The organism is Burkholderia cenocepacia, from assembly GCF_900446215.1.
Lineage (GTDB): Bacteria > Pseudomonadota > Gammaproteobacteria > Burkholderiales > Burkholderiaceae > Burkholderia > Burkholderia cenocepacia.
Genome location: NZ_UAQZ01000001.1, coordinates 1,280,687 through 1,304,768 on the forward strand (window position 1 = coordinate 1,280,687; position 24,082 = coordinate 1,304,768).

Annotated in this window: 24 protein-coding genes; 11 read left to right on the forward strand and 13 right to left on the reverse strand. The window is 66.1% G+C overall.

The genetic code is table 11. From position 1 onward, the window contains the following. Nucleotides 1-3: 3 nt before the first annotated feature. Nucleotides 4-1,314 carry an SEL1-like repeat protein gene (locus DTA15_RS05945; RefSeq protein WP_012493018.1) on the forward strand — a complete coding sequence of 437 codons (1,311 nt, stop codon included), beginning with the start codon at nucleotides 4-6 and terminating at the stop codon, nucleotides 1,312-1,314. Nucleotides 1,315-1,821: 507 nt separating this feature from the next. Here DTA15_RS05945 and kdgT read toward each other — a convergent pair. Next, nucleotides 1,822-2,841, reverse strand: coding sequence for a 2-keto-3-deoxygluconate transporter (kdgT, locus tag DTA15_RS05950; protein ID WP_006483194.1), 1,020 nt, complete (start codon nucleotides 2,839-2,841; stop codon nucleotides 1,822-1,824). A gap of 281 nt (nucleotides 2,842-3,122) precedes the next feature. Here kdgT and kduI point away from each other — a divergent pair, with 281 nt between their 5' ends. The 4 genes from kduI (at nucleotide 3,123) to DTA15_RS05970 (ending at nucleotide 6,163) form a co-directional block, all read left to right on the forward strand. Beyond that, complete coding sequence (kduI, locus tag DTA15_RS05955; RefSeq protein WP_006483199.1) at nucleotides 3,123-3,959, forward strand: 5-dehydro-4-deoxy-D-glucuronate isomerase; 837 nt, start codon at nucleotides 3,123-3,125, stop codon at nucleotides 3,957-3,959. 4 nt (nucleotides 3,960-3,963) lie between these two features. Next, entirely contained in the window at nucleotides 3,964-4,770 is an 807-nt protein-coding gene (kduD, locus tag DTA15_RS05960) for a 2-dehydro-3-deoxy-D-gluconate 5-dehydrogenase KduD (RefSeq protein WP_006483195.1), read from the forward strand. A gap of 59 nt (nucleotides 4,771-4,829) precedes the next feature. Then, nucleotides 4,830-5,726 (forward strand): DNA-binding transcriptional regulator KdgR, encoded by an 897-nt coding sequence (gene kdgR / locus DTA15_RS05965; RefSeq protein WP_006483201.1) that lies wholly within the window; start codon nucleotides 4,830-4,832, stop codon nucleotides 5,724-5,726. Between the two features lie 65 nt (nucleotides 5,727-5,791). Next, nucleotides 5,792-6,163 carry an SH3 domain-containing protein gene (locus tag DTA15_RS05970; RefSeq protein ID WP_034178668.1) on the forward strand — a complete coding sequence of 124 codons (372 nt, stop codon included), beginning with the start codon at nucleotides 5,792-5,794 and terminating at the stop codon, nucleotides 6,161-6,163. 18 nt (nucleotides 6,164-6,181) lie between these two features. Here the strand turns inward: DTA15_RS05970 and DTA15_RS05975 are convergent, their stop codons facing one another. Continuing rightward, the gene (locus DTA15_RS05975) at nucleotides 6,182-7,786 is read right to left on the reverse strand and encodes an EAL domain-containing protein (protein WP_034178661.1); all 1,605 of its coding nucleotides are present in this window, start codon (nucleotides 7,784-7,786) and stop codon (nucleotides 6,182-6,184) included. 425 nt (nucleotides 7,787-8,211) lie between these two features. Here DTA15_RS05975 and DTA15_RS05980 point away from each other — a divergent pair, with 425 nt between their 5' ends. Then, the gene (locus DTA15_RS05980; RefSeq protein ID WP_006483205.1) at nucleotides 8,212-8,508 is read left to right on the forward strand and encodes a hypothetical protein; all 297 of its coding nucleotides are present in this window, start codon (nucleotides 8,212-8,214) and stop codon (nucleotides 8,506-8,508) included. Nucleotides 8,509-8,528: 20 nt separating this feature from the next. On the opposite strand, the gene DTA15_RS05985 is transcribed toward DTA15_RS05980, so the two are convergent. Next, on the reverse strand, nucleotides 8,529-8,834 hold the full coding sequence (locus tag DTA15_RS05985) for a hypothetical protein (protein WP_006483216.1): 306 nt from the start codon (nucleotides 8,832-8,834) through the stop codon (nucleotides 8,529-8,531). A gap of 86 nt (nucleotides 8,835-8,920) precedes the next feature. Continuing rightward, nucleotides 8,921-9,967, reverse strand: coding sequence for an AraC-like transcriptional regulator QhpR (gene qhpR, locus DTA15_RS05990; RefSeq protein ID WP_006483212.1), 1,047 nt, complete (start codon nucleotides 9,965-9,967; stop codon nucleotides 8,921-8,923). A 94-nt stretch (nucleotides 9,968-10,061) separates the two neighbouring features. Here qhpR and DTA15_RS05995 point away from each other — a divergent pair, with 94 nt between their 5' ends. Next, nucleotides 10,062-10,994 (forward strand): sterol desaturase family protein, encoded by a 933-nt coding sequence (locus DTA15_RS05995; RefSeq protein WP_006493956.1) that lies wholly within the window; start codon nucleotides 10,062-10,064, stop codon nucleotides 10,992-10,994. A 50-nt stretch (nucleotides 10,995-11,044) separates the two neighbouring features. On the opposite strand, the gene DTA15_RS06000 is transcribed toward DTA15_RS05995, so the two are convergent. From DTA15_RS06000 to DTA15_RS06015, 4 genes are all read right to left on the reverse strand, one after another. Then, the gene (locus DTA15_RS06000) at nucleotides 11,045-11,419 is read right to left on the reverse strand and encodes a hypothetical protein (RefSeq protein ID WP_006483192.1); all 375 of its coding nucleotides are present in this window, start codon (nucleotides 11,417-11,419) and stop codon (nucleotides 11,045-11,047) included. Between the two features lie 183 nt (nucleotides 11,420-11,602). Further along, nucleotides 11,603-13,231, reverse strand: a complete 1,629-nt coding sequence (locus DTA15_RS06005; RefSeq protein ID WP_012493022.1) for a histidine-type phosphatase — start codon at nucleotides 13,229-13,231, stop codon at nucleotides 11,603-11,605. Nucleotides 13,232-13,413: 182 nt separating this feature from the next. Further along, nucleotides 13,414-13,848 (reverse strand): HAD family hydrolase, encoded by a 435-nt coding sequence (locus tag DTA15_RS06010; protein WP_006483196.1) that lies wholly within the window; start codon nucleotides 13,846-13,848, stop codon nucleotides 13,414-13,416. Between the two features lie 326 nt (nucleotides 13,849-14,174). Beyond that, on the reverse strand, nucleotides 14,175-15,533 hold the full coding sequence (locus DTA15_RS06015; RefSeq protein ID WP_006483211.1) for an NAD(P)/FAD-dependent oxidoreductase: 1,359 nt from the start codon (nucleotides 15,531-15,533) through the stop codon (nucleotides 14,175-14,177). A 100-nt stretch (nucleotides 15,534-15,633) separates the two neighbouring features. Between DTA15_RS06015 and DTA15_RS06020 the strand changes: the two genes are divergently transcribed. Next, nucleotides 15,634-16,587 carry a LysR family transcriptional regulator gene (locus DTA15_RS06020; RefSeq protein ID WP_006483210.1) on the forward strand — a complete coding sequence of 318 codons (954 nt, stop codon included), beginning with the start codon at nucleotides 15,634-15,636 and terminating at the stop codon, nucleotides 16,585-16,587. Between the two features lie 13 nt (nucleotides 16,588-16,600). Here DTA15_RS06020 and DTA15_RS06025 read toward each other — a convergent pair whose 3' ends face one another. Beyond that, a complete protein-coding gene (locus DTA15_RS06025; RefSeq protein ID WP_006483197.1) occupies nucleotides 16,601-16,795 on the reverse strand; it encodes a hypothetical protein in 195 nt (64 codons plus the stop codon). Nucleotides 16,796-16,987: 192 nt separating this feature from the next. Here DTA15_RS06025 and DTA15_RS06030 point away from each other — a divergent pair, with 192 nt between their 5' ends. Continuing rightward, nucleotides 16,988-17,911 (forward strand): AraC family transcriptional regulator, encoded by a 924-nt coding sequence (locus DTA15_RS06030; RefSeq protein ID WP_006493953.1) that lies wholly within the window; start codon nucleotides 16,988-16,990, stop codon nucleotides 17,909-17,911. 134 nt (nucleotides 17,912-18,045) lie between these two features. After that, nucleotides 18,046-18,933, forward strand: coding sequence for an NmrA family NAD(P)-binding protein (locus DTA15_RS06035; protein WP_006483204.1), 888 nt, complete (start codon nucleotides 18,046-18,048; stop codon nucleotides 18,931-18,933). 25 nt (nucleotides 18,934-18,958) lie between these two features. Here the strand turns inward: DTA15_RS06035 and DTA15_RS06040 are convergent, their stop codons facing one another. After that, nucleotides 18,959-20,161: a benzoate/H(+) symporter BenE family transporter gene (locus DTA15_RS06040; RefSeq protein ID WP_006483209.1), complete on the reverse strand. Its 1,203-nt coding sequence runs from the start codon at nucleotides 20,159-20,161 to the stop codon at nucleotides 18,959-18,961. Between the two features lie 175 nt (nucleotides 20,162-20,336). Beyond that, nucleotides 20,337-21,362, reverse strand: a complete 1,026-nt coding sequence (locus DTA15_RS06045; RefSeq protein WP_006483202.1) for a fatty acid desaturase — start codon at nucleotides 21,360-21,362, stop codon at nucleotides 20,337-20,339. 242 nt (nucleotides 21,363-21,604) lie between these two features. Between DTA15_RS06045 and DTA15_RS06055 the strand changes: the two genes are divergently transcribed. Continuing rightward, nucleotides 21,605-22,432: a phosphate/phosphite/phosphonate ABC transporter substrate-binding protein gene (locus tag DTA15_RS06055; RefSeq protein ID WP_006483200.1), complete on the forward strand. Its 828-nt coding sequence runs from the start codon at nucleotides 21,605-21,607 to the stop codon at nucleotides 22,430-22,432. A 50-nt stretch (nucleotides 22,433-22,482) separates the two neighbouring features. Here DTA15_RS06055 and dbpA read toward each other — a convergent pair whose 3' ends face one another. Then, nucleotides 22,483-23,880, reverse strand: a complete 1,398-nt coding sequence (dbpA, locus tag DTA15_RS06060) for an ATP-dependent RNA helicase DbpA (protein WP_006483214.1) — start codon at nucleotides 23,878-23,880, stop codon at nucleotides 22,483-22,485. Continuing rightward, complete coding sequence (locus DTA15_RS06065; protein WP_006483193.1) at nucleotides 23,877-24,074, reverse strand: hypothetical protein; 198 nt, start codon at nucleotides 24,072-24,074, stop codon at nucleotides 23,877-23,879. Before DTA15_RS06065 ends, dbpA begins: the two co-directional genes overlap by 4 nt. Between the last annotated feature and the right edge of the window lie 8 nt (nucleotides 24,075-24,082).

Below are 24,082 nucleotides of genomic sequence, written 5' to 3' on the forward strand. Positions count from 1 at the left end.
AAAATGAGAAAGTCGCTTGTAATTTATACGGTCGTGTTGCTAGTGTGCGCCTGCACCAACAAGGAAGACTCAGTGGACTCGAATTTACCCGATATGTCGGACGTACGAGCCAATCTCGCACTTACGTGTGTGCACGAGAGTGAACATCTTCCGCCTTTGGATCCGCGGGCAGATCAGTTGTTTCAGTATGGTCGCTATTTGCAGAAAATCGATGGTCCAAAGGATTTCGATGAAATCGTCCGCTACTATCGAATAGCTGCAGCGTATGGTCACTACAAAGCCAACACTAACGCACAGAGGCTGATTTCCCAAGGGTTGGCTAACTCCCCTGACGGGGCAAAGGAAACCATTGCGCTGGCAAAGAAGTTAATTGATGACGGAGTTCCTGGTGGCTATTACGACATCGGGCACTATCTCGAAGCTGGCTATGGGGTAAAGCAGGATGCCGAGATGGCCTTGCGGTATTTCAGGAAGGCTGCGGACATGGGAAGTCCTGAGGCACAAACTTATGTTGCCGAGCAGCTGGCGCCACACGATCGAGCTCCCGAGATTGCACGTCAAATGAGGCAGTGTGCGACCAATCAAGGTTACGGAGATGCTGCCAATTATTTGGGAATTAATTTTAAAAACGACTCAAAATATTCGGATGCCGTTTTATCCTTTCAAAAAGGTGTGAAGGCGGGGAGTGCTCAAGCTGCGTTGGCACTCGAAGAGGGATTCAACGGCCCCGAGGCATCAAATCGTCTTTCGTACCTTGCGCTCGCGCACGATCCAGAACGCTCGCGTCGTTATCGGTTGATCGGCAAATTTCTCGATAGCAACGAGAGCCGTAACCCGAAGGTTCCCGACCTCGACAAGATTGTTCCGCTGCCGCCGGCAAAACTGCCGCCGTGGGACGGCACGTTCCAATGGCAAAAGGAACAAGACGCAGCGACGCCACCGCAGAAGCCTTCAGACGAGTTCATCAACGAGATGGCGAAAGCCAAACATCTCGATCCCGCGACAGGATTACCGCTCCCAGGATCCGCGGACAAGACTTCGCAGGCCGAGCAACCGGAAAACGTCGCATCCCGTCTGCCATTGGGTACGGTTGCTCACACGGGCCAGACCTGCCCGGAAGACGGCGTATGGTGCGCGAAACTCGGTGCGGGTCAGTTTGGCGATACGCAGCGCCGATTCCTCAAGGGCGACGCGCTACCGTCTGTCGTCGTGCATGAACCGAGAAAGCTGGCGGTGCTCGACAGCATGATGGGGACGCGCCAACACGTTGAACAAGTTGCGTGGGAACTCGTTGCGTACCTTGATCAGGCTTGACCGGTTCATGCGTCAAGGCTGCGTGGCCAACCCGCTCGTTCGATTGCGGCCACGCGCAGCAGGCTCGATTGATCATGCGTAGAACGTCTATCGCCTTGCTTGTTTCGTGCCTGCTGGCCGCGTGCTCGAAGAGCGAGAATGCTACGCGCGCACAGACTGCCAACCCTGCCCGCAAGACGACGCAGGTTGTGCGACACCCAAACCGACCAGATTGACGATACGCAGCACCCCTTTCACCAAGACAACGCATTGCCGTCCGTCGACCACCCGCCCGGCCAACCCGGCATCGCGTACCTGACGACTGATTGATCCCGGAGTCCACATCGGCATGCGCGTGTTGCCGATCACGATGGCGATCGTGACCCTCGGCGGCGCCTGTGTGGTTTACCGGGTGTGGTGCCGCGTGTTCTACGCTCCCGTGAGCCGCGATACGGCGGAAACGTCCCACGGAATGCCGTCGTCGTAGAAGCCGAAGGCGGCGAATCACTGGGCGATCGCTGTTCCTCCTCAGACATGCCCCTCATGCTCGATCGCCCCGCCATTCCCGACCCGCGCGGCGGCCCTCACCGGCACCCCAGACACCCTCGCCGCCCGCTTCGCCCACATCGCCGTCAGAATCGGCACGAGGATCGCCGTCACGAGGCACGCGGTCGCGACGATCGCCGTCGCCGCCGGCACCATCGGTTTGAACTTCGGAATCATCTCGCCGATGATCGCCGGGTTCGCGACCGCGGCGCCGGCCGTCGACGACGCGGCAAGTCCGGCCGTCCCGTTGCCGCCGCCCACGAACTTGTCCGCCAGAATCAACGGCACGCCCGTCACGACGATCACCGCGAGCCCGAGTGCGATACCCGGCAGCCCGCTTTTCGCGATCACGTTCAGATCGATGCCGTTGCCGAGCGCGAAGCCGAAGAACGGAATCAGCGGATGCACGCAGCGCCCAAACAACTCGCGCAGGTCTTCATCGAGGTTGCCGAGCGTGAAGCCGATCAGGAACGGCAGCACCGCGCCTACGAAGAGCCGCGTCTCGAACACCGCGACGCCCGCCGCGCCGAGAATCAGCATGCTGACGAGCGGCCCCGATTCGATCGACATCAGCACGAACGCGCCGGCTTCTTCCTTGCTGCCGTACTGCTGCATCACGGCCGCATAGAGGCCGCCGTTGGTCATGTCCATCGACGTCGTGATCGCGAGCAGCGACAGGCCCGCGAACAGGCCCGTGCGGATGCCGTCGTCGGGGATGAACTGCGCGGCGATCAGCGTCGCGAGCCACGCGACCACGATCTTGGTCGCGAGCAGCGTGCCCGATTTGCGCAACACGACACCCGTCGCGCGCAGGTTGATCGTCGCGCCCATGCAGAAGAACCAGACGGCGAGGATCGGCACCGTGCCGGCGATCAGGCCGTTAGTGAACGAACCGAAGTACTTTCCGGCGATCGGGGCGAACGTATGCACGCACGCACCCAGCAGCATCGGGACCAGCATGAGCCCGCCCGGAATGCGGTCGATGGCCTGTTTCAGCTTCACGTCTCCTCCGTGGACGTCGATGCGTCCCGTTGTCGAATGATGTCTGCTGACTGACTATAGGACAGGATTCGGAACGATGGTCCGTTTTTGTGAATTTCATCGGTAGTCGTATACCCGTAAGACGCGATGGCTTTGGCAGCAAAGGAATTGATCGACCGACGAAGCTGGGTCGAAAATCCGGATCGACGTTCCGAATTTGATAAATGTGTGCTTCAATCTTCATCAGGGCGAGCGGCGGCGACGGTGCCGGCGGCCTGCCCATTCCCCAACGGAGAACCGGCATGGACGTGCGACAGGGCATACACAGCGAACACGCGAAGGCGCTCGACACGGCCGGCCTGCGCCGGCATTTCCTGGTGGAGAACGTGTTCGCGCCGGACGCGCTGTCGCTCACCTACAGCCATATCGACCGCATCATCGTCGGCGGCGCGTGGCCGGCCACGCGGCCGGTCGAGGTGCCGGCGTCGCTCGGCGCCGAGATGGGCGTGAGCCATCTGCTGGCGCGGCGCGAACTCGGGGCGATCAACATCGGCGGGCCGGGCTGGGTCGAGGTCGACGGGCAGCGTCATGCGGTGGGCACCGAAGAGGCGATCTATATCGGGCAAGGCGGGCAGGGTGTCGTGTTCGGCAGCGACGATCACGCGCGGCCGGCGAAGTTCTACCTGAACTGCGCGCCCGCGCACACGGCCTATCCGACCCGCACGATCACGCTCGCGCAGGCATCGCCCGAAACGCTCGGCGACGCGGCCACGAGCAACCGTCGCACGATCTACAAGTTCATCGTGCCCGACGTATTGCCGACCTGCCAGTTGTCGATGGGGATGACGAAACTCGAGCCCGGCAGCCTGTGGAACACGATGCCGTGTCACACGCACGAGCGGCGGATGGAGGTGTATTTCTACTTCAATCTCGCCGCCGACGCGGCCGTGTTCCATCTGCTCGGCGAACCGGGGGAGACGCGTCACGTGGTGGTGCACAACGAGCAGGCCGTGATTTCGCCGAGCTGGTCGATTCATTCCGGCGTCGGCACGCAGGCATACACGTTCATCTGGGGGATGGCCGGCGAGAACCAGGTGTTCAAGGACATGGACCACATCGCCGTCGCCGACCTGCGCTGACATCATGAAACGCGAAACGCCCGAACTTCCCGCCGCCGGCGCGCATGCCGCGCTCGCCCGCCTGTTCGACCTCACCGGCAAGGTCGCGATCGTCACCGGCTGCAACACGGGGCTCGGCGCGGCGATGGCCGTCGCGCTCGCGTCGGCCGGGTGCGACATCGTCGGTGCGAATCGTTCGTCACCCGATGCAACGTCGGCGCGCGTCGCGGCCGCCGGGCGGCGCTTCGTCGACGTGCGCGCGGATCTGTCGACGCTCGAGCCGGTCGAGCGGATCGTCGAGGGTGCGGTCGATGCGTTCGGTCACGTCGACATCCTCGTCAACAACGCGGGCATGATCCGCCGCTGCGATGCGCTCGCGTTCACCGAAGCCGACTGGGACGCCGTGATCGACGTGAACCTGAAGAGCGTGTTCTTCCTGTCGCAGGCCGTCGCGCGGCAGATGGTGCGGCAGGGGCGCGGCGGCAAGATCGTGAACGTCGCGTCGATGCTGTCGTTCCAGGGCGGCATTCGCGTGCCGTCGTACACGGCGTCGAAGAGCGGCGTGCTGGGCCTCACGCGGCTGCTCGCGAACGAATGGGCCGCGCGCGGCATCAACGTGAACGCGATCGCGCCCGGCTACATGGAGACCGACAACACCGCGCAGTTGCGCGAGGACAGCCGGCGCAGCGACGAAATCCTTGGCCGCATCCCGGCCGGCCGCTGGGGCGTGCCGGACGATCTCGCGGGCGCGGCGGTGTTCCTCGCGTCGCGCGCGTCGGACTACGTGCACGGCCATACGCTGGCCGTCGACGGCGGTTGGCTCGCGCGCTGACCGGCTCGCGCGATGAACGCGTTATGCTCTCCCGATTCGCATCTCACGGATTCACGGACATGACAGCAACGCCCAGGCAGCGCAAGCGCGATCAGGCGAACCAGGAAACCGGTGGCGGCCAACCGGGGGCCGACCTGTCGGCGGCAGGCAGCGTCGAGAAGCCCGATTCGGTCGCCGCGGTCGGCAAGGTCTTCACGATCCTCGCCGCGCTCGGCGAGCGCCGCGAGATCGGCATCAGCGAACTGTCGCACCAGCTCGGCATGTCGAAGACGACGGTGCATCGCTTCCTGCAGACGCTCAAGACGCTCGGCTACGTCGCGCAGGAAGGCGAGACCGACCGCTACCGGCTGACGATCCGGCTGTTCGAGCTCGGCAGCAAGGCGCTGGAAAGCGTGGACCTCGTGCGCGAGGCCGATCTCGAGATGCGCCGCATCGGGCAACTGACGCGCGAAGCCGTGCATCTCGGCGCGTTCGACGAGGACGCGATCATCTACATCCACAAGATCGACGCCGATTACGGGCTGCGCATGCAGTCGCGGATCGGCCGGCGCAATCCGCTGTACAGCACCGCGATCGGCAAGGTGCTGCTCGCATGGATGACGCCCGGCGACGCGCGTGCGGTGCTGGCCGGCATCGAGTTCAGGAAGTCGACCGCGAAGACGCTGGCGTCGGCGGATGCGGTGATGAGCATCCTGCCGCACGTGCGGCAGCAGGGCTACGGCGAGGACAACGAGGAGCAGGAAGACGGTCTGCTGTGTCTCGCGGTGCCGGTGTTCGACCGTTTCGGTCGCGTGATCGCGGGGTTGTCGCTGTCGTTCCCGACGATGCGGTGCGGCGCGGACACGAAGGCGCATTACGTCGCGTTGCTGAAGGAGGCCGGGCAGGCGATTTCCGCCCGGCTCGGGCATCATCCGGAGGCGGTAGGCGTCGAAGCGACGACCATCGCGCAGGATTGAGCGTGTGCCGGGCGCGAACCGGCACGCCGAAACAACCATACGGCATACAGAACTTGATCATGCAGATGAAAATGACGATGCGCATGGGCATCACGATGCTGGTGCTCGGCGCGAGCCTGGCTGCGAGCGGCGCGCACGCGACGCGCGCGGTCGATTGCGGGCAGCTCGATGCGGCCACGAGCGGCCCGGACGACAACTTCCGGCCGCCGGCGTCGGGTACGGTGATCGGCACGGGGCGCGCGTATTTCTACTCGGCGCCCGACGCGCAATGCATGACGAAGCGGACCTTCATCGTTCCCGGCGATTCGGTGACCGTCTACAAGTCGCACGGGCGCTGGTACAACATCATGTACGTGAACGGCAAGACCGGCGACGACTTCGAAGGATGGGTCGAGCAGGGCCGCGTGCGCCTCGACGGTCGATACGGCGCGCAGTAGTCGCCGTCGGCGGCGCCGCTACACCGGCGCCCATGCGAAATCGCGCTTCAGGTTCTCCGCGCGCAGCGGCCGCTGGTAGAGATATCCCTGCGCATACTGGATCCCGACCGCATGCAGCGCGCGATGCTGCGCTTCCGTCTCCACGCCTTCCGCGATGATCTTCAGGCCGTAGTGATGCGCGACGGCCGCGATCCCCTCGATCAGCCTCGCGCTGCCGCCGTCCAGTTGCGAGATGAACTGCCGATCGATCTTCACGTAGTCGAACGGAAAGCGCGACAGCATGTCGAGATTGCTGTGATGCGTGCCGAAATCGTCGATCGCGAACTTCGCGCCTTTCGAGCGCAGCGTCTGGAAAATCTCGGTGGTTCGCGCGTTCTTCTCCAGCAGGATGCGTTCGGTGACTTCGAGCACCAGCGTGAAGCCGGGCGGCAGCGCGCGGATCGCCTCCTCGACGACGGCCACGAACCGCCCGCGCTCGAGATCCTGCGGCGCAACGTTCACGGCGATGCGCAGCGGCGCGGACGGTGTCAGCGCGGTCAGTTCGGACACGGCCGTGCGCAGCACGAATTCGGTGACCTTCGGCAGCACGGTGCTGGATTCCACCTGCGGGATGAATGCGGCCGGGCTGATGGCCCCCCACTTCGGATGGTGCCAGCGCAGCAACGCTTCGACGCCGACCGTCCTGCGCGTCTGCACGTCGACGATCGGCTGGTACACGACATGGAATTCGTTGCGCCTGAGCGCGTGGCGCACGGCTTTCAGCAACAGCCGCCGCGGGGCCATCGCGAGCAGGTAGGCGGCCATCACGAGGCTGTCGGCCAGCAGCACGATCGTCGCGCAGATCAGCCGGTAGTGGCGCTGCACCTGTGACGCGTAGCGTGCCGAGGCGATGACCGACACCGTGAACGGCCAGCGCTGCGACGCCATCGTGCTGCCGCCGGCGGGGCCGGCCGCCGTTTCCGGCGCGAACTTGCCGTGCTGATCGAGACGGCCCGAACCCGCGATCGACAGCGTGGCCGTTTCCGCGCCATCGCCGGTGCCGTGGTTCAGCGCGTCGGCGACGTAGTCGCCTTCGATCAGGTACAGGACGCCCGCGCCGCGCGCGGTCGCGCGGAACGCGGACAGTACCGGAATGCCATGCTGGAACGGCGTCTGGCGCAGCAGCGTGACGATCATCGATCCCGGTTCGGGTTCGCGCGCATATGCGGCGAGCGGCAGGTCGATCGAGCCGAGCGCCGACGAACACATCACGCGCCCGTCATTTACCAGCGCGACCGCCCGCAGATAGCGCAGGCGAGTGCCCACTTCGGCGAGTGTCCGGAACACCGTCGCGCACGGCCGCCCGACCAGTGCGGTCAGCTCGTCCGCGTGTCGAAGGCGCACGCCGTCCAGAATGCGGTCCACGGAAGCCACGATGTCGTTTGCCACGACGCGCTCATGCGCGGTGACGGCATCGCGCGCGTAGCGGTCGGCCAGCACGATCGCGAACGCGGGCACGAGCACGCAAATGATCACGGCGGCGAAAAACACGACGCGCGGCCACGCGCCGCGGCGATGGAAAAGGGGCTTCGAGCCGGGCGTGAGCGCCCACAGTCCCGCGGTTGCCTTTGGTGTTGTACGCATGGCGTGGCAAGTCGAACCGGTCGATGCGCCAACGGCGCGCATCCCGCATGCCCGATTCGGGCCATGCGGCTCGCGCGCCGGTTTCGGGACGCCGGTCGATTCGGCCGGCGCGACGGCATCGGCTCGGCCTGTCGCGATCGACTCTTCATCTGGCAGCATTCCTCAATAACATGCGCGCATTGAGCATGTATATCGACGCAGCGTACCGAAAAAAGCCCCGGCCGCACAGTGTGTGCAGCCGGGACAAAAAACACCGTCTCTTGGCACGAGGATGGTGCGCGGCAAGTATAAGACGCGGCGCGATATTACGAAATATTGTTGTTTAAATATTGATGTGGTTTTGTGATTGTGTCTCAAAAAGAAACATTTCCATGTGGCGCGGCCGGCGGCAGACTTCTGCCAGGGCGTCAAACCGGAGCGTGACGATGGAAGAAAATGCCGGACCCACGGTCATCGTGACCGATGGCGCCGCCGTGGCGGACGGCGGTTCGCTGTGGATCAGGATTGCAGTGGATGGACAGACGCGCGACTACTCGCTCGATCGCGCACTCGCGTCGCGCGGCACGCCGCGCTACGACAGCATCCGCGGCACGCACGGCGTGCTGTCGAACGAAGAACGACGGGCATTGCGGGTGCTGCTGGAGCGTATTGCCGATCCTGCCATGTGGGCCGGCATCGTCGGCACGTTCATCGAGGTGCTGAAGCGCGCCGACGGGCCATGAACGATGGGGGCGGCTGCGCTTCAGAAATCGTTGCGCATCTTGTGGAGCAGGCCGCTTGGCGACTGATGCGTGTCCACCGCGGTGAGCACGTCGGTCAGGAACCACGGCAGGTTCAGTTGCGTGTCGGCGTCGCCGACGCATACGCGGATCGGCGGTGCGCCGGACGGCGAACGGGCGCCTGGCGCGGCATCCCGCGACGGCACGCAATTTTTCGCGTGGGCCTGAGCCGGAACCGGCGCGACAGCGCCGGAGGATGCACCGGCGATGGCCGGCGCGTTGAAGGCGGCAAACAGGGTCAGGGCGGCGGCAAGGGCGACGCGTTTCATGAGGGTTCTCCGGCGATGCGGGTTCGACCACGCGAGCCGATGCGAGTTCGTCCGCGCGCGATGCGTGCACCCGCCCCAACAGCCGCTCAGCCGCGCGCGACGCTGGCTGCCCGCGCCGGCTGACGGCTGCGCCACTGCTGCGGCGATTCCCCGGTCCAGCGCCGAAAGGCGCGTGTAAACGCGCTGTGTTCGGAATAGCCGAGCAACCAGGCCACTTCGGCGAGCGTGAGCCGCGGATCGTTCAGATGATCGATCGCGAGCCGCCGCCGCGTATCCTCGCGCAGGCGCCGGAAGTTCAGCCCGAGCCCGGCCAGCCGGCGATGCAGCGTGCGGGACGACACATGCAGATCCGACGCGATCTGCTCGATGCTCACTTCACCCTGCGTCAGCAAACGCGCGACGGCCTCGCGCACCGACTGTTCGAGATCGTCCGTCTGCCGCAGTTCCGCGAGCAGCGCGCTCGCCTGGCGCTCCATCATCTGCCGCAGCGCGTCGTCGGGCCGCTGCAGCGGCTGCGTGAGCAAGCGCAACGGGAACGCGAGCCGGTTCACCGGCTGGCCGAACCGAACCGGGCAGCCGAAGTAGTCGCGGTACGGCTGTTCGTCGCCGGGCGACGGATGCACGAAGCCGACTTCGTCGGGCCCGGTGCGCGTGCCGGTGATATTGCGCGCGAATTGCACGATGGCGGTCAGCGCGACTTCGTCGACGAGCGGGCCGAGTGGTTCCGGTGCATCGTGCCATTCGATCGCCACTGACGTTGCCTCGACGCGCACTTCCATGCGCGCGACGTTCGCGATCAGGTGTTCGTATTGCTGCCAGCGCGCGAGCGCCGCGCCGGCGTCGCGGCACGCATGCAGCGCATAGCCGAGCGCGCCGAGATGCGCGGGCGTGATCCGCTGGCCGACGTGCAGGCCGAGCAGCGGATCGTCGAGCGCATCGGCCGCGCGTTCGAGCAGACGCCGCCAATGCGCGCTCGCGTACAGCGTCAGCCCGCGGTCGTCCTCGGGTGGCCGTGCCTCGCCGAGCACGCGCGCCGCATCCTTGCCCTGCCCGGACAGATAGTCGAACAGCAGCCGCACGTACGTGCTCGAGTAATAGATGCGCTGGGTCGCGAGCGGGGAGGCGGCGGGCATGGCGGAAAGTGTCAAGTAATCGTCGGCAAGTGTCAACGCGGGCCGACCCGTGCGCGACCATACTGCGCGGCAGTTCCCGATCGAGGCTGCCGACATGCCGACCGAGTTGATGACGTGGCTCCATGCGTTCCTGGGTAACGACGTGGACTGGAAGCAGGTGCTGCTGATCGGCATGACGCCGGTGTTCCTGATCGCCTTCGCGGTCGAGTACGCGGTAATGACCCGGCGCGGCCGCCGCGAACCGTTTTCCTGGAAGGAGATCGTCGCGAACCTGTCGCTCGGCGCCGGTTATCAGGTGGCCGAGACCGTGACGGGATTGCTGTTGAGCGGTGCGATCTTCGCGTGGGTCTATCGACACCGGCTGTTCGACGTGCCGGTGAACGGCTTCACGATCGTGCCGATCTTCGTCGTCGTCGAGTTCTGCTACTACTGGTTTCATCGCACGTCGCACCGCGTGCGCTGGTTCTGGGCCGCACACGTGCCGCATCACAGCGGCGAGGTGATGAACTTCACGACGGCGATGCGCCAGTCACTGCTGAACGCGTTCGTCGGCGTGTTCCTGTTCTATCTGCCGCCGGTGTGGCTCGGCATTCCGCCCGCCGTCGTGCTGTTCCTGCTTGCCGTCGATCTCACGTACCAGTACTTCGTGCATACCGAAGCGATCGGCCGGCTGCCGCGCTGGTTCGAGTACGTGTTCGACACGCCGTCGAACCATCGCGCGCATCATGGCCGCAATCCGCGGTACATCGACCGCAACTACGGCGGCGTGCTGATCATCTTCGACCGGATGTTCGGCACCTATGTCGAGGAAACGGAGCCGGTCGACTACGGCATCACGCAGCAGATTCGTTCGTACAACTTTCTTGTTCTGAACGTGCACGAATTCGTCGACATGTGGCGCGATGTGCTCGCACCCGGGCCGGTTCTGCAGCGCTTGAAGCATCTGTGGATGCCGCCCGAGTGGGAGCGGCCCGGGCATCGGCCGATCCATACGTGGAGCGTCGAGCGGAAAGGGGGGAAGGGGTGAGTCGGGCGGACATGACCGAGCGCGGTACTTGACCGCGCGGGGCCGGTTTTTCAGTTGGCGCCTGTCGGGCGATGACGGAAGAAAAGGTATGCCAGGCCGAGCGGTGCGATGAAAATGGCTAGATACCAACACAGGAACATGGTCATGAACTTGACAACCAGCATCAATGCTGCATTGACAAAGAACATATTGCGTCCAACGATGTAGTTCACGACGCTTTCGTAGACAAATCGGGAATAAGGGTAGAGGAGGCAACTCACCGCCATGAAAATCAATACAAGCGCGAGCAATCCTCCGGGAAGGCTTTCTTTCCCGAAGCTGGAAATGAAGATGAAAACCGTGGGGAAGATCAAGCTGAAAAGAAAGTTACGAATATAGTAGGGGCGAGTGAGTCCGCCAAACGAGCGCGTAATGATTGAATTCATGCCATCCCTGGTCGAAATTCATAGTAACGACCAGAGATGATAAAACTTGATAGGTCGCAATCAGATATTTTAATTGGCCGCGATATTCGAGATTGTCGACGGTGATTGCGGGCATGAAGGACAAGGGCGGACGTCGTCGACGTGATGCATCGCGCATCCGGCATACGTTGTCGTCACCATGCGTCACTGATACCCGTAACACTGCTTCAGCCCCGCGTAGTCGTAGAAGTGGCTGGTTGGCGCGATCTTCGCGCCGTCGCACGCGGCCTGGAAATCCGTTTCGCGCTCGTTGTACAGCATCTTCACGATGAGCCGCGTCCCGTTGCGATAAACATCCCATTGCATGTTCGCGGCCATCGGCGACACCTGGTCGCCGCGCCACGGGTTGTTCGCGTACGTGTACGTCTGCGCTTGCGGCGTCGGCACAAACACGTTCTTCAGGTTCATGATCGACGCGAACGGAATCACGATCTCCGCGTGCGTGAAGCGCAGCTTCGCGGCATGCGTCAGGTCGCCGCGCGCGATCGCATCGACTTCACCGAAGAAATCGTCCTGCAGCACCTTCGCCATCCGGTACGTCACCGGGTTCGCTTCCTGGATGCCGGGCCCTTTCTGGTAGTAGTCCTCGGCGTCCTGCAGGTACGCGAGATACTGCGCCTGCTCGGCACCGATGTATTTCTCCATCGTGACGCCGCCGGTTTCCGCGGTCATGGCCGGCGCAACCTGCAGCAGGTTGTACAGCACGTTCACCGCATCGACGGCCGTCGCGATCTTCGTCTTGCCGTCGCCCTTCAGCGTGTTGGTGAACTTGCCGTCCGTCGATGTAAACGCATAGGTGCCGGTGTTCGCGAACGTGTAGCCGTCGGTGCCGAGCTTCGCGATGAAGGCCGGCGACACGAGCGCGGTCAGCACCGTTCGCGCGACGTCGGCCGCTTGGGGCGCGGCCTTGATCGCCTTCAGCTTCGCGGCCACCGTCGCGTCGTTTGCATAGGCCTGGTATGCCTGGCTCGCCTGATAGGTCGCGTAGTACGGATCGCTCGTGTCGGTCACGAGATCGGTGGCCGGCTTCAGCGAGTGGAAATACAGCAGGAAGCGATTGGTGCCGGCCGGCTGCGCGACCGGTGCGTTCGCCGGATAGCCGGCCGGTGCGGCCGGCAGCGTGATGGCCGGCGCCAGTGCCGGCTGCGCGGCAACGAGCGCCGCCGAGAAATATGTCGAACTGTCGACCGCGCGATCCTGGCCCGAGTTGACGACGACCACCTGCCGGTTGCCCGCGGCGAACAGCGCAGGCAGCCGCTGCGCGAGACGCGCGGCGAGTTGCTGATGTTCGCGGATGCCGGTTTGCGTGAGGTTGCCGTACCCGGGTGTCGAGATGCCCTGCACGCCGTAGCCGAGCAGCGCATTGGCCTTCATCATCGCGTACGTGTCGGCCTTGAGTTGCGCGCCCAGCGCGGTCAGCGCGCCGTCGGCCTCGGCCTTGACCAGCATCGCGTAGATCGCGCCGTCGTACTTGAAGCCCGACAGCCCGCGCGAGCCGTGCCGTGCGACGAGTTCGGTGTAGACCGGCGCGTAGTCGGCCGGCGGCGCTTCGTAGGTCGCGGCGTCCTGCTGCGGGCGGTACGGCGTCTTCGTCTGGTAGTAGGTCGCGGGCGCAGGGTCAGGCGTGGGCTGAGGTTGCGGTTGCGGTGCGGGCGCCGTGCCGTTGTTGTCGACCGACGTGGCGGGCGGCGTCGGGTCATCATCCCCGCCGCAGGCGGCGAGCAACAGACAGGCGATCGTGAGGGCGGCGGCGGTGCGGGTCGGGCGTGTCATCGTGGCGGGCAACGGACGGCACGATGCGCATGCGCGTCGTACCGTCTCCGGGGCAATGTGGTCGAGCCCCGGAGTGTTGCAAGCGACTTTGACAGCAGAATGTCAGGATGCGGTCGGACAATCGTCGGATTGCCGCCGGATCGACGATGATGGCCGGCTGCGGCCGGCCCGGGGGCGGGCGTTCAGTGCAGCCCGGCCGATGCGATCGAGCGCACCGTATCGGTGATGTTCACGCAGCGCGACAGGCCGAAATGTTCGACTTCGCGGCGTTCCGGTTCGCTGCTCGCGATCCCGACCGCGCGCTCCGGCGGCACGCCGAGCGCTTGCAACGCGACATCGAACGGATGTTGATTTGATCCGGAGTCCTGTTGATCCGAATCCGTGACGACGACCGAGAAGCGGTCGAGGTTCGCGCGGCCGAACTGGCCTTCGAACATGTCGCTGAGCCGTGCGGCCGGCAGCGTCGTGACGAGACCGAGTCGATATCCTTCTTCCGATGCCCGGTCGAGCCACTGGATGATCGCGTCGCGCTGATGGCGCGATTCGCGCGAATCCGGTGTTGCTTCGATCTGGGCGAATGCTGCGTCGAGACGGGTGACGATGGCTTCGATGACCACGGTGATTCCTTTTCAGAAACGTGATGATCCGTTCGCCGACGGGAATGCCACACACCTTAGCGTCGATCCGGAAAATGCGACCAATTAATATTTTTAGCCGACTCATACGATTTGACTAATGAATGGGGTGGCAAGCCAGAGCGGGCGCGGGACACGTGTCGCACGGCATTTTCCGCGCGAATGGCAGCGCATCGACGGCCTTCAATGTGATGCACCAGCATGGCGCACATTCTGGATGCATCACGCATATGCATATAAGGAAACGGCATATCGAGCGATGCCCGCCCGATATGCCGCGTTGCGAGGGTGCGCGCGAACAGGCGCGATCAGTGCAGCTTGATCGACGGCTGGTTACGGCTTTGCAGCCAGTGGCTCAGCGACTGGAACAGCGCGCGCTTCACGCCGACCACGCTGAACAGGTGCTTGCGATACAGGAACTTGTACAGCCCGATCGCCGCCAGCCCGTCGACGATCAGCGAGCGCGAGCGCACGCCGATGTCCGCCTGGTACACCGCACCCGCATGCCCGAGCGACACGACCGTGCCCGCATCGCGGAACGTGAAGCCGGCCACCGGCTTGCCGGCGACGCGGCGCGCGAACGCGTTGACCAGATACACGGCCTGCTGGTGCGCGACCTGCGCGCGTGGCGGCAGGAATCCGCCGGCACCAGTCGACGGGCACGCGGCGCAATCGCCGAACGCATACACGTGCGGATCGTCGGGCGTCTGCAGCGTGTCGGTCACGATCACCTGGTTCGAGCGGTTCAGCGCGATGTCGCCGATGTCCCGCAGCATCGCGGGGCCGGCGACGCCGGCCGCCCAGATCGTGATGTCGCTCGCGAGCCGTTCGCCCGCCGCGGTCGTCACGGCATCCGCGCCGACTTCCGCCACGCGCGTATCGGTCAGCACGTCGACGTTCAGCGCGCGAAGCTGCGCGTGCATCTTGCCGGACAGCCGTTCGTCGAGCGCCGGCAGGATGCGCGGGCCGCCTTCGATCAGCCGGATGTGCACGTCGCGTGCGGACACCAGCGCCTTGAAGCGGTACGTGGTCAGTTGCTGGATCGCGTGCCGCAGCGCGGCGGCCAGCTCGACGCCCGTCGCGCCCGCACCGATCACGTTGATGCAGATCGGCGCGCCCCGCCGCGCGGGCTGCTGCTCGGCCAGGTGATTCGCCTTCGTGCACGCAGCGAGGAACTTGCGGCGGAAATCCTCGGCCTGGTCGAGGTTTTCGAGCGGCAGCGCATGACGCTCGGCGCCCGGCACATTGAAGAAATTCGTCACGCTGCCGACCGCCAGCACGAGATCGTCATAGTCGAGTTCCCGCTGCGGCAGGATTTCCGTGCCGTCCGCATCCCGCACGGCCGCGATCGTCGCCGTGCGGGCCGCGCGGTCGACCCGCCGCAGCGCGCCCTGCACGAAACGGAAGCCGTGACGCTTCGCCTGCGCCGCGTATTCGATCGTGTGGGAGGCCGGATCGCGATGGCCCGATGCGGCTTCGTGCAGCAGCGGCTTCCAGAAGTGCGTCGGATAGCGGTCGACGAGCACGACGTCGGTCTGCCCGCGGCGTCCGACCGTATCGCCGAGACGCGTCGCGAGCTGCAGGCCGCCGGCGCCGCCGCCGACGATCACGATGCGCGGCACGCGCGGTGCGCGGTCCGTTGCAAGGGTGGGCGTGGTGTTGTCCATGTTGGGCTCCCGCTGAATGACGATTCGGATGACATTGCTCAAGAACCGACGATATAGTTTCGAACCCACTCGAACAATTTAATGTTTATAAGCGACTCATATGTATTCACTTATAGGAAAGACCGCAACGTTCCGGCAGCTGAAGGCGCTGGACATGATCGCGCGGCTCGGCAGCGTGTCGCGCGCGGCCGAGGAGCTGAACCTGACGCAGCCGGCCGTGTCGCTGCAGGTTCGCCTGCTCGAGGAGGCCGTGGGCGCCGCGTTGCTGCAGCGGGTGGGGCGTGGCGTGCAGCTGACCGCGGCCGGCGAGATCGTGGCGCGCTACGCGCGCGAGATCCTGCATCTGTGGAGCGAGGCCGGTGACGAAGTGGCCGCGCTGACGGGCGATCTCGGCGGCACACTGCGGATCGGCGCGATCACGACGGCCGAATACCTGATCCCGCCGCTGCTCGTCAAATTCACCGCGACGCGTCCGCACGTGAAGACGTATTTCAAGGTCGGCAACCGCGACGACATCATCCGCATGCTCGCGACGCATGAAATCGATCTCGCGGTGATGGGCAGCGCGCCGAAGGAACTGCGCACGCACGCGGTCGAGTTCGCGAAGCATCCGATGGTGTTCGTCGCGGCGCCCGGCCATCCGCTGATGCAGCGCAAGCGCGTCGCGCTGAAGGATCTCGAATCTGCGCACCTGCTCGTGCGCGAGCGCGGCGCGGGCACGCGCTCGACCGTCGAGAGCCTGTTCAAGAACGCGGGCCATCGCTTTCATGTGGGTTCCGAACTGTCGAGCAACGAGGCGATCAAGCAGATGGCCGAAGCGGGCCTCGGCGTCGCGTTCCTGTCGTTGCACGCGTGTGCGCTCGAACTGCGAACGGGGCTGCTCGGCCAACTGCCGTTTCCCGGCAATCCGATCGAACGCGAATGGTATGTGGTGACGCTCGCCGACCGGCGGATCTCGCAAGTGACGGGGCTGTTCCGCGACTTCCTGATCAAGCAGGGTGCGCCGGTGATCGACGGCGCGACGGTGGCGTCGCACGAGCGGCGACGCAAGTAGGCGCGACCGGCGGTCAGGCGAGCCCGAAATCGTCGTTGCTGTCGGGAATCGATGCGAGCAGCCGTTCGAGCCGGTACCAGCCGACCACGCGCAGGCACCACGCGGCGATGGCGGTGCGTGTATTGCGGACGTCGGGGCCGGATGAAGGGCGAACGGTGGACGGCGAACGCGCGATGAACGCCGCGCGTTGCGGGCAGGAATGGGGCATGACGGGTTCCGTAGGTGTCGGATGAACGGATCGTAAGCGGCGTGGCGCCCGCCGGCGCGCACGCAAGGATCGTCCCGAGCAGAAACGGATGATCTTTTTCTGCTTGATCCGGCGGCGCTCGCGCACGGCCGGCACGCCGGCCCGAAACGCGTCACAATGCGCATTCGGCACCTGATCTGGTGGAGACCATCAATGAGCGATCCGATTCTTGCCGCGCCGACGGACAACGGCGTCCCGGTCAGCCTGCGCTCCAGCCGCGGGCTCGGCTGGCACGGCTTCGGCGCGTCGCTGCTGGAGATTCGCGCGGGCACGTACCGGATTCCGGCGGCCGAGCATCACCGGATCGGCGTGCATATCGGTGCGCCGGTGCGGGCGGACTGCGTATGCGACGGCGAGCGCGTGTCCCGTATCCAGGCGCACGGCGACGTCGACGTGATTCCGGCTGGCCTGCCCGGCCAGTGGACCGACAGCGCCGACTGCCGGATCCTGCACATCGCGCTCAGCGACACCTTCGTGCGGCGCACCGTCGAGCAGCTCGAACTGAAGCCGTCGCACGCGCAGATCCGCCGGCGGCTGCAGGTGCGCGACCCGCGGCTGCAGCACATCGCGTGGGCGATGGCCGCCGAACTCGAAGCGGAAGACGCATCGGATCCGCTCTACGCGGAAAGCCTGTGCACGGCGCTCGTCGCGCGGCTGGTCGACGCCCAGCCCGCGTTCCGCGAACGCCGGCGTACGCTGGCGCCGAAGGCCGCGGCGCGCGTGATCGACTATGTCGAAGCGAATCTCGACCGGCGCATGACGCTGGCCGAGCTCGCGGCGCTCGTGTCGATCAGCGTGCCGCATTTCAAGGTGCTGTTCCGCGAAACGCTCGGGATGCCCGTGCACCAGTACGTCGTGCGGCGCCGGGTGGAGCGCGCGAAGGCGCTGTTGCTCGAAGGCCGGCTCAGCATCAGCCAGATCGCGCTGGAAGCTGGGTTTGCGCATCAGAGCCATATGGCGAACTGGATGAACCGCGTGCTGGGGGCGACGCCGACGGAGATCGCGCGGTCGGGTGTGCGGAGCGGGTTGCGGCTGGCGTATGACGGTAAGGATGGCGCGAAACCTCCGCGTCGCTAGCCCGCCAATGGACGCGCGGGCCGTACCCGCGCTCGCATCCCGTCATCCTTTCCTGCTCGATTCATCCCCCCGTGTGCGCCTTTCGGGCCGCGCTCGCCGACAATCACAGCACTTTCATCCCTCGGGAGCGGACCGTGTTCGTGATCTTCGGAGCATCCGGCAACGTCGGCTTGTCGACCGTGACGGCCTTGCGCAACGCAGGCCATTCCGTGCGCGCGGTGCTGCGCGACGCACGCCATCGTGAACGTTTCGTGCAGCTTGGCTGCGATGTCGCGATCGCGGACCTGACGGACGCGAACGCGATCGCCGCGGCGATCGACGGCGCGCGGGCCGTGCAGATGCTGTGCCCGGTGCCGGCCGCCGACCCCGATCCGGCCGCGACGATGACACGGACGATCGATGCAGCGACCGCCGCGCTCGCCGCGAACCCGCCGCCGGCGTTGCTGGCTTTGTCGGACTACGGCGCGGAGCTTGAAGGCAATACAGGTATCACGCGTCTGTTCCACGACTTCGAGGAACGGCTGAAGCCGATCCCCACCCAACTGACGTTGCTGCGGTCGGCCGAACATTTGCAGAACTGGGCGCGTGTGCTGCCGGTCGCGCTGGGCACCGGCGTGCTGCCGAGCTTTCACCATCCGGTCGGCAAGGTGTTTCCGACGGTCTGGGCACCCGATGTGGGCGTCGTCGCGGCGCGGCTGCTGCTCGATGCGCCGGAAGGCGGCAGCGGGCCGCGCATCGTCAGCGTCGAAGGGCCGCGGCGGGTGAGTGTGACGGCGATCGCGGATACGTTGGGCGCGGCGGCGGGCCGCTCGGTCGTCGCGCACGAGCTGCCGCGCGACACGTGGAATGCGACGCTGCTGCGGGCCGGGCTCAGCGAACGTCATGCGCAGCTGATCGTCGATCTCTACGATGTGCACAACGCGGGGCGCATCGATGTGGAGGCCGGTGTGTCGGAGCGGGTGTACGGGGCGACGACGCTGGAGGAGGTGCTTGCGCAACTGGTGCGCCGGCATGCGCATTGAATGAAGCGGCCGTGCGCGGCGTGCGTCACGCGGGCCGCCGCACCCTGTTCAACACCCCATACGCCACCGACCCGATCACGATCCCCCAGAACGCCGACCCGAGCCCGAGCCAGGTCATCCCCGACGCGGTCGCGAGAAACGTGATCACCGACGCTTCGCGGTGGTTCTCGTCCTCGAAGATCCCGTGCACGTTCGCGCTGATCGCGCCGATCAGCGCGAGTCCCGCCAGAATCGCGACGAACGCTTTCGGCAGCGCGAAGAACAGCGTGACGATCGTGCCCGCGAAGAGCCCGCCGATCAGGTAGATCACGCCGTTCGCGAGCCCGGCGACGTAGCGTCGGTCCGGATCCTCGTGCGCATCCTTGCCGGTGCACAGCGCCGCGGTGATCGCGGCAACGACGATCGTGATCCCGCCGAAGCACGCGACGACCAGCGACATCATGCTGGTCGCCGTGATGATCGGGCGCGCCGGCGTGTGATAGCCGGATACACGCAGGATCGCCATCCCCGGCAGGAACTGGCCGGTGAGGCTGACGACGACGAGCGGCAGCGCGAGGCTGAGCGTCGTGCCCAGCGTCCATTTGGGCGCGATGAAGACCGGACGCGCGAGGCTCGGCGACACGTTGCCGAGATGCGTCATCCCGAGCAGCGTCGCGAGCGCGGCGCCCGTCAACAGCACGAGCACGATGCTGTAGCGCGGCAGCAGGCGCCGGAAGATCACGTAGGCCGCGATCATCCCGAACGCGAGCGCGGGCTGCGCCGACGCGGCGGAGAACGCATGCATGCCGAACGGCAGCAGGATGCCGGCCATCATGCCGCACGCGATGCCCCGCGGGATGTGGCGCACCAGCCGGTCGAAATACCCGGACACGCCGATCGCCAGGATGATCAGCGCGGCCGTGATGTACGCGCCGACGGCCTGGTTGAGCGTCAGTTGCGGAAACAGGCCGACGAGCAGCGCGGTGCCGGGCGCCGACCACGCGGTGACGACGGGCACCTTGAGCTTCCAGCTGGCGAACAGGCCCGACACGCCCGCGCCGATCGAGATCGCCCAGACCCACGACGTCACCATCTCGTTGGACGCATGCGCGGCCTGCGACGCCTGGAAGAAGATCGCGAGCGGGCCCGCGTAGGAAATCAGGACCGCGAGAAAGCCCGCCGTGATCGCGGAAACGGACCAGTCGTTACCGAGCGTGCGGATCGCGCTGGGTGGGGTGTTGGGTTGCATCGTCGTCGGGGAAGGCGGCGCGCGGCCGTGCGGCGGAGCCGGGGCGAATGATTGTTGGAAGCCCCGGATGAGCCGCCATTCTGCGCATTGCCGGCGCAATTGGCAATTCGCGGGCGGCGATCGACGTTGTCGGCTTTTCGTAAGGATGGGCGCCGAAACGCGGAAACGTCTGACGTCAGGTGCTGATCTGCAACACTCTGTCGACCACCGCCACCTTGATCCCGCTGCCCGTCGACAGCGATGCCGTGCCTGCGTCGAACGGATGCACGGGCGGATCGGTCGGCGTCCACGCGTGGCGCGCGAGCAACGCGCGATACCCGCCGCGGATCACGAAGCCGCCGCATTTCTCCGCATACGCAGCGCGCCGCATCCGGTACGCGCGCGGCAGGTCGTACCACGGCAGCTTCGGCATGTCGTGGTGGACGAGGTGATAGTTGTTGTTCAGGTACAGCAGCCGCATCGCGAAGCCGGCTTCGTTGATCGTGATGCGCGCCTTCGGATGCGGCGCGGCGCGATGCTCGTACAGCGAGCGGATCATCGCGAGCGACAGCGCGGGCCACGTGACGGCCAGCAGGTAGTACCACCACGGCACGCCGATCGCCCATTGCAGCCAGGCGAGCAGCGCGACCACGCACGCGGCATGCGTCGCCCACATCGGCAGATAGCGGAAGTCGCCGCGCCGGAACGCGGCGAACGCATCGCGGAACGTCGCGGCGATGGCGAGCGGCGGCCCGACGACGATGCGTCCGAGGAACGTCTTGCGCGCGACCGTCAGCGCCCGGCGCCAGCGCGGCAGCCGCGCCCAGCGTTCTTGCGTCACATAGTTCGTTTCGGGATCGACGCCCGGCACGGTCAGGTCTTCGTCGCGATGATGCTCGAGATGCATGTCGCGATACAGCGTGTACGGATACCAGATCGTCAGCGGCGGATAGCCGAGCAGCTTGTTCACGAAGGCGGAACGCGTCGGATGGCCGTGCAGCAGCTCGTGCTGCAGCGACAGGTGCCACGCGCCGAGCAGGATCAGCGGCGGCGTCGCGGCGCCGAGCGACAGGTGCCCGTCGCGCACGAGCAGCAGCACGGCGAGCCAGCCGCCGTAGATGACGACGACCAGCAGCCAGGTCGGCCACTCGGTCCGGGCGGTGAAGCGGGCGTCGAGCGCGGCGATCGCGCGCGCGTGGTCGACGTCGAAGTATTCGGCCATGGCGTTGAGGCAGGTGGATCGGGCAGTGCGGGGAACGAGCGATGGAACCGGGGCGCTCGGCCCGGGTGCGCTGGTGTCTCGCGGATCACGGTCGGCTTGCCCGGCATCGCGCACAGTGGCGCGCCGGCAGGCCTTCGAACGGTACCGGGGCGGGGCGACTACGCCAACCAATCGATTCGCATTTGCTTATCGTCTGGCGGCCGATAAGCATCCGGGCCGCCGCCGATGCGTAGAATGCCGGCATGAACCCTTGGATCGCAGTCCTGCCGATGTACAACGTGACGCCGCGCCATGCCGTGCTGTGGCGCGCGCTGCTGCGCGACGCGCTCGATGCGTTCGCGAACGCGGGCGGGCCTGCCGACGTCGCGCTGCCCGACGCGCCGTTCGACGACCTGCAGGCGCTGTGGCGGCGCGACGACCTGCTGCTGTCGCAGACCTGCGGCTACCCGTACCGGATGCTCGGCTTGCGCGACGTCGTGCGATTGATTGCGACCCCGATTTTCGAGGCGGAGGGCTGCGATGGGGCGTGCTACAGCAGCGTACTGGTCGTATCGGCGCGCGTGCATGCGGGCGGCGCGACGACGCTCGCCGCCTGCCGCGGGTTGCGGGCCGCCTTCAACGGCGCAGATTCGCACAGCGGGATGAATGCATTCCGGCACGCGGTTGCGCCGCACGCGCACGACGGCCGGTTCTTCGGTTCGGTCACGCCGTTCGGTTCGCACCTGAACGTGCTGCGTGCGCTGGCGTCGGGAGAAGCCGATTGCGCGGCGATCGACTGCGTGACGTTCGCGTATGTGCGCGACGCGCTGCCCGATCTGCTGACGGACATCCGGATCATCGGCACGACGGCGTCCGCGCCGGGATTGCCGTTCGTCGCATCGCGGGCGGCGCTGGCGGATACGCAGGTCGTCGCGTTGCAGGATGCGCTGGACCGCGCGGTCGCCGCCGACGCGGAACGGGCGCGCGTGCTGAGGCTGAAGGGATTCGACCGGCTGTCGCCGGCCGACTACGACACGATTGCGCGGTTCGCGCAGGCAGCCGCGGCGCACGGCTATCCCGAACTCGCGTGACAAACGGGGCGGCGCCCGGCGGTACTGCGACCGCCCACGCCGCGGCCCGCTTACTCCTCGTCCATCAACCGGACCTTGACGCGCTTGCCCTTGATCTTCCCCGCATTGAGCTTGCGCAGCGCGTCGCGCGCGACGCCGCGCTCGATCGCGACATAGGTCGAGAACTCGGTCACGTTGATCTTGCCGATCTGCTTGCCGTCGAACCCGGCGTCGCCGGTCAGCGCGCCGAGCACGTCGCCCGGGCGGATCTTGTCCTTGCGCCCGCCGAGGATCTGCAGCGTTTCCATCGGCGGCAGCAGCACGCTGTCGTCCGCCGGCTTCAGCTCGGCGAGCGGATGCCATTCGACCTCGCGCTTCTGCGCCTGTTCGATCGCGCCGACGCGGCCCATCTCGTCCATGCTCGCGAGGCTCAGCGCCCAGCCGTCCTGATCCGCGCGGCCGGTGCGGCCGATGCGGTGTACGTGCACTTCGGGGTCGGGCGTCACGTCGACGTTGATCACCGCTTCGAGCTGCGCGATGTCGAGCCCGCGCGCGGCGACGTCGGTCGCGACCAGCACCGAGCAGCTGCGGTTCGCGAACTGGATCAGCACCTGGTCGCGTTCGCGCTGGTCGAGTTCGCCGTGCAGCGCGAGCGCATGGAAGCCTTGCGCGTGCAGCACGTCGAGCAGGTCGCGGCACTGCTGCTTGGTGTTGCAGAACGCGATCGTGCTCACTGGCCGATAGTGGTTCAGCAACTGGCCGACCGCGTGCAGCCGCTCGTCCTCGGTCACTTCATAGAAGCGCTGGCGGATCTTGCTGTCGTCGTGGCGTTCCGCGAGCTTGATTTCCTTCGGATTGCGCAGGAACTGCTGGCTCAGCTTCGCGATGCCGTCCGGATAGGTCGCGGAGAACAGCAGCGTCTGGCGCGTCGTCGGACACATCCGCGCAACCTTCGCGATGTCGTCGAAGAAGCCCATGTCGAGCATCCGGTCAGCTTCGTCGAGCACCAGCGTATTCAGCGCGTCGAGCTTCAGGTTGCCGCGATCGAGGTGATCCATGATGCGGCCCGGCGTGCCGACGACGATGTGCGCGCCGTGCTCGAGGCTCTGCGCCTGCGGGCGCATCGGCGTGCCGCCGCACAGCGTCAGCACCTTCACGTTCTCCTCGGCGCGCGCGAGGCGGCGCACTTCCTGCGCGACCTGGTCGGCCAGCTCGCGCGTCGGGCACAGGATCATCGCCTGCACGTCGAAACGGCGCGCATCGAGGCGCGCGAGCAGCGCGAGCGAGAACGCGGCGGTCTTGCCGCTGCCCGTCTTCGCCTGCGCGATCAGGTCCTGGCCGGCCAGCGCGATCGGCAGACTCGCGGCCTGGATCGGCGTCATGTCGACATAGCCGAGCTGCGCGAGGTTCGCGAGCGTGGCGGGCGTCAGCGGCAGCGCGCTGAACGGCGTGGCGGTCGGTTGGGTCAAGACAGGTCTCCGAGGTAGGGTCGGCCTTCCATCTGCTCGTAGACGACGTTGCCTTCGTCGTCCTCGAAGCGTTCGAGATAGTTGCGGGCGCCGCACAGCGGGCAGCGGAACAGCAGCCCCTGGCCTTCGTCCTTGATGACGACGTCGGACTGCTCCCACTGCGTGCCGCAGCTCTGGTTTCGGCAGGTAAACACGGTCTTTC

Excerpts from the sequence above, each read along its gene's own strand:
- qhpR (WP_006483212.1), bottom strand. The coding sequence starts at position 9,967 with ATGCCCGCCGCCTCCCCGCTCGCGACCCAGCGCATCTATTACTCGAGC.
- DTA15_RS06020 (WP_006483210.1), top strand. The coding sequence starts at position 15,634 with ATGTATTCACTTATAGGAAAGACCGCAACGTTCCGGCAGCTGAAGGCG.
- DTA15_RS05975 (WP_034178661.1), bottom strand. The coding sequence starts at position 7,786 with ATGCGTACAACACCAAAGGCAACCGCGGGACTGTGGGCGCTCACGCCC.
- DTA15_RS06045 (WP_006483202.1), bottom strand. The coding sequence starts at position 21,362 with ATGGCCGAATACTTCGACGTCGACCACGCGCGCGCGATCGCCGCGCTC.
- DTA15_RS06030 (WP_006493953.1), top strand. The coding sequence starts at position 16,988 with ATGAGCGATCCGATTCTTGCCGCGCCGACGGACAACGGCGTCCCGGTC.
- kdgR (WP_006483201.1), top strand. The coding sequence starts at position 4,830 with ATGACAGCAACGCCCAGGCAGCGCAAGCGCGATCAGGCGAACCAGGAA.
- DTA15_RS05970 (WP_034178668.1), top strand. The coding sequence starts at position 5,792 with ATGAAAATGACGATGCGCATGGGCATCACGATGCTGGTGCTCGGCGCG.
- DTA15_RS05945 (WP_012493018.1), top strand. The coding sequence starts at position 4 with ATGAGAAAGTCGCTTGTAATTTATACGGTCGTGTTGCTAGTGTGCGCC.
- DTA15_RS05985 (WP_006483216.1), bottom strand. The coding sequence starts at position 8,834 with ATGAAACGCGTCGCCCTTGCCGCCGCCCTGACCCTGTTTGCCGCCTTC.
- DTA15_RS05980 (WP_006483205.1), top strand. The coding sequence starts at position 8,212 with ATGGAAGAAAATGCCGGACCCACGGTCATCGTGACCGATGGCGCCGCC.
- DTA15_RS06005 (WP_012493022.1), bottom strand. The coding sequence starts at position 13,231 with ATGACACGCCCGACCCGCACCGCCGCCGCCCTCACGATCGCCTGTCTG.
- kduI (WP_006483199.1), top strand. The coding sequence starts at position 3,123 with ATGGACGTGCGACAGGGCATACACAGCGAACACGCGAAGGCGCTCGAC.
- kduD (WP_006483195.1), top strand. The coding sequence starts at position 3,964 with ATGAAACGCGAAACGCCCGAACTTCCCGCCGCCGGCGCGCATGCCGCG.
- DTA15_RS06055 (WP_006483200.1), top strand. The coding sequence starts at position 21,605 with ATGAACCCTTGGATCGCAGTCCTGCCGATGTACAACGTGACGCCGCGC.
- DTA15_RS06025 (WP_006483197.1), bottom strand. The coding sequence starts at position 16,795 with ATGCCCCATTCCTGCCCGCAACGCGCGGCGTTCATCGCGCGTTCGCCG.
- DTA15_RS06040 (WP_006483209.1), bottom strand. The coding sequence starts at position 20,161 with ATGCAACCCAACACCCCACCCAGCGCGATCCGCACGCTCGGTAACGAC.
- DTA15_RS05995 (WP_006493956.1), top strand. The coding sequence starts at position 10,062 with ATGCCGACCGAGTTGATGACGTGGCTCCATGCGTTCCTGGGTAACGAC.
- DTA15_RS06000 (WP_006483192.1), bottom strand. The coding sequence starts at position 11,419 with ATGAATTCAATCATTACGCGCTCGTTTGGCGGACTCACTCGCCCCTAC.
- DTA15_RS06015 (WP_006483211.1), bottom strand. The coding sequence starts at position 15,533 with ATGGACAACACCACGCCCACCCTTGCAACGGACCGCGCACCGCGCGTG.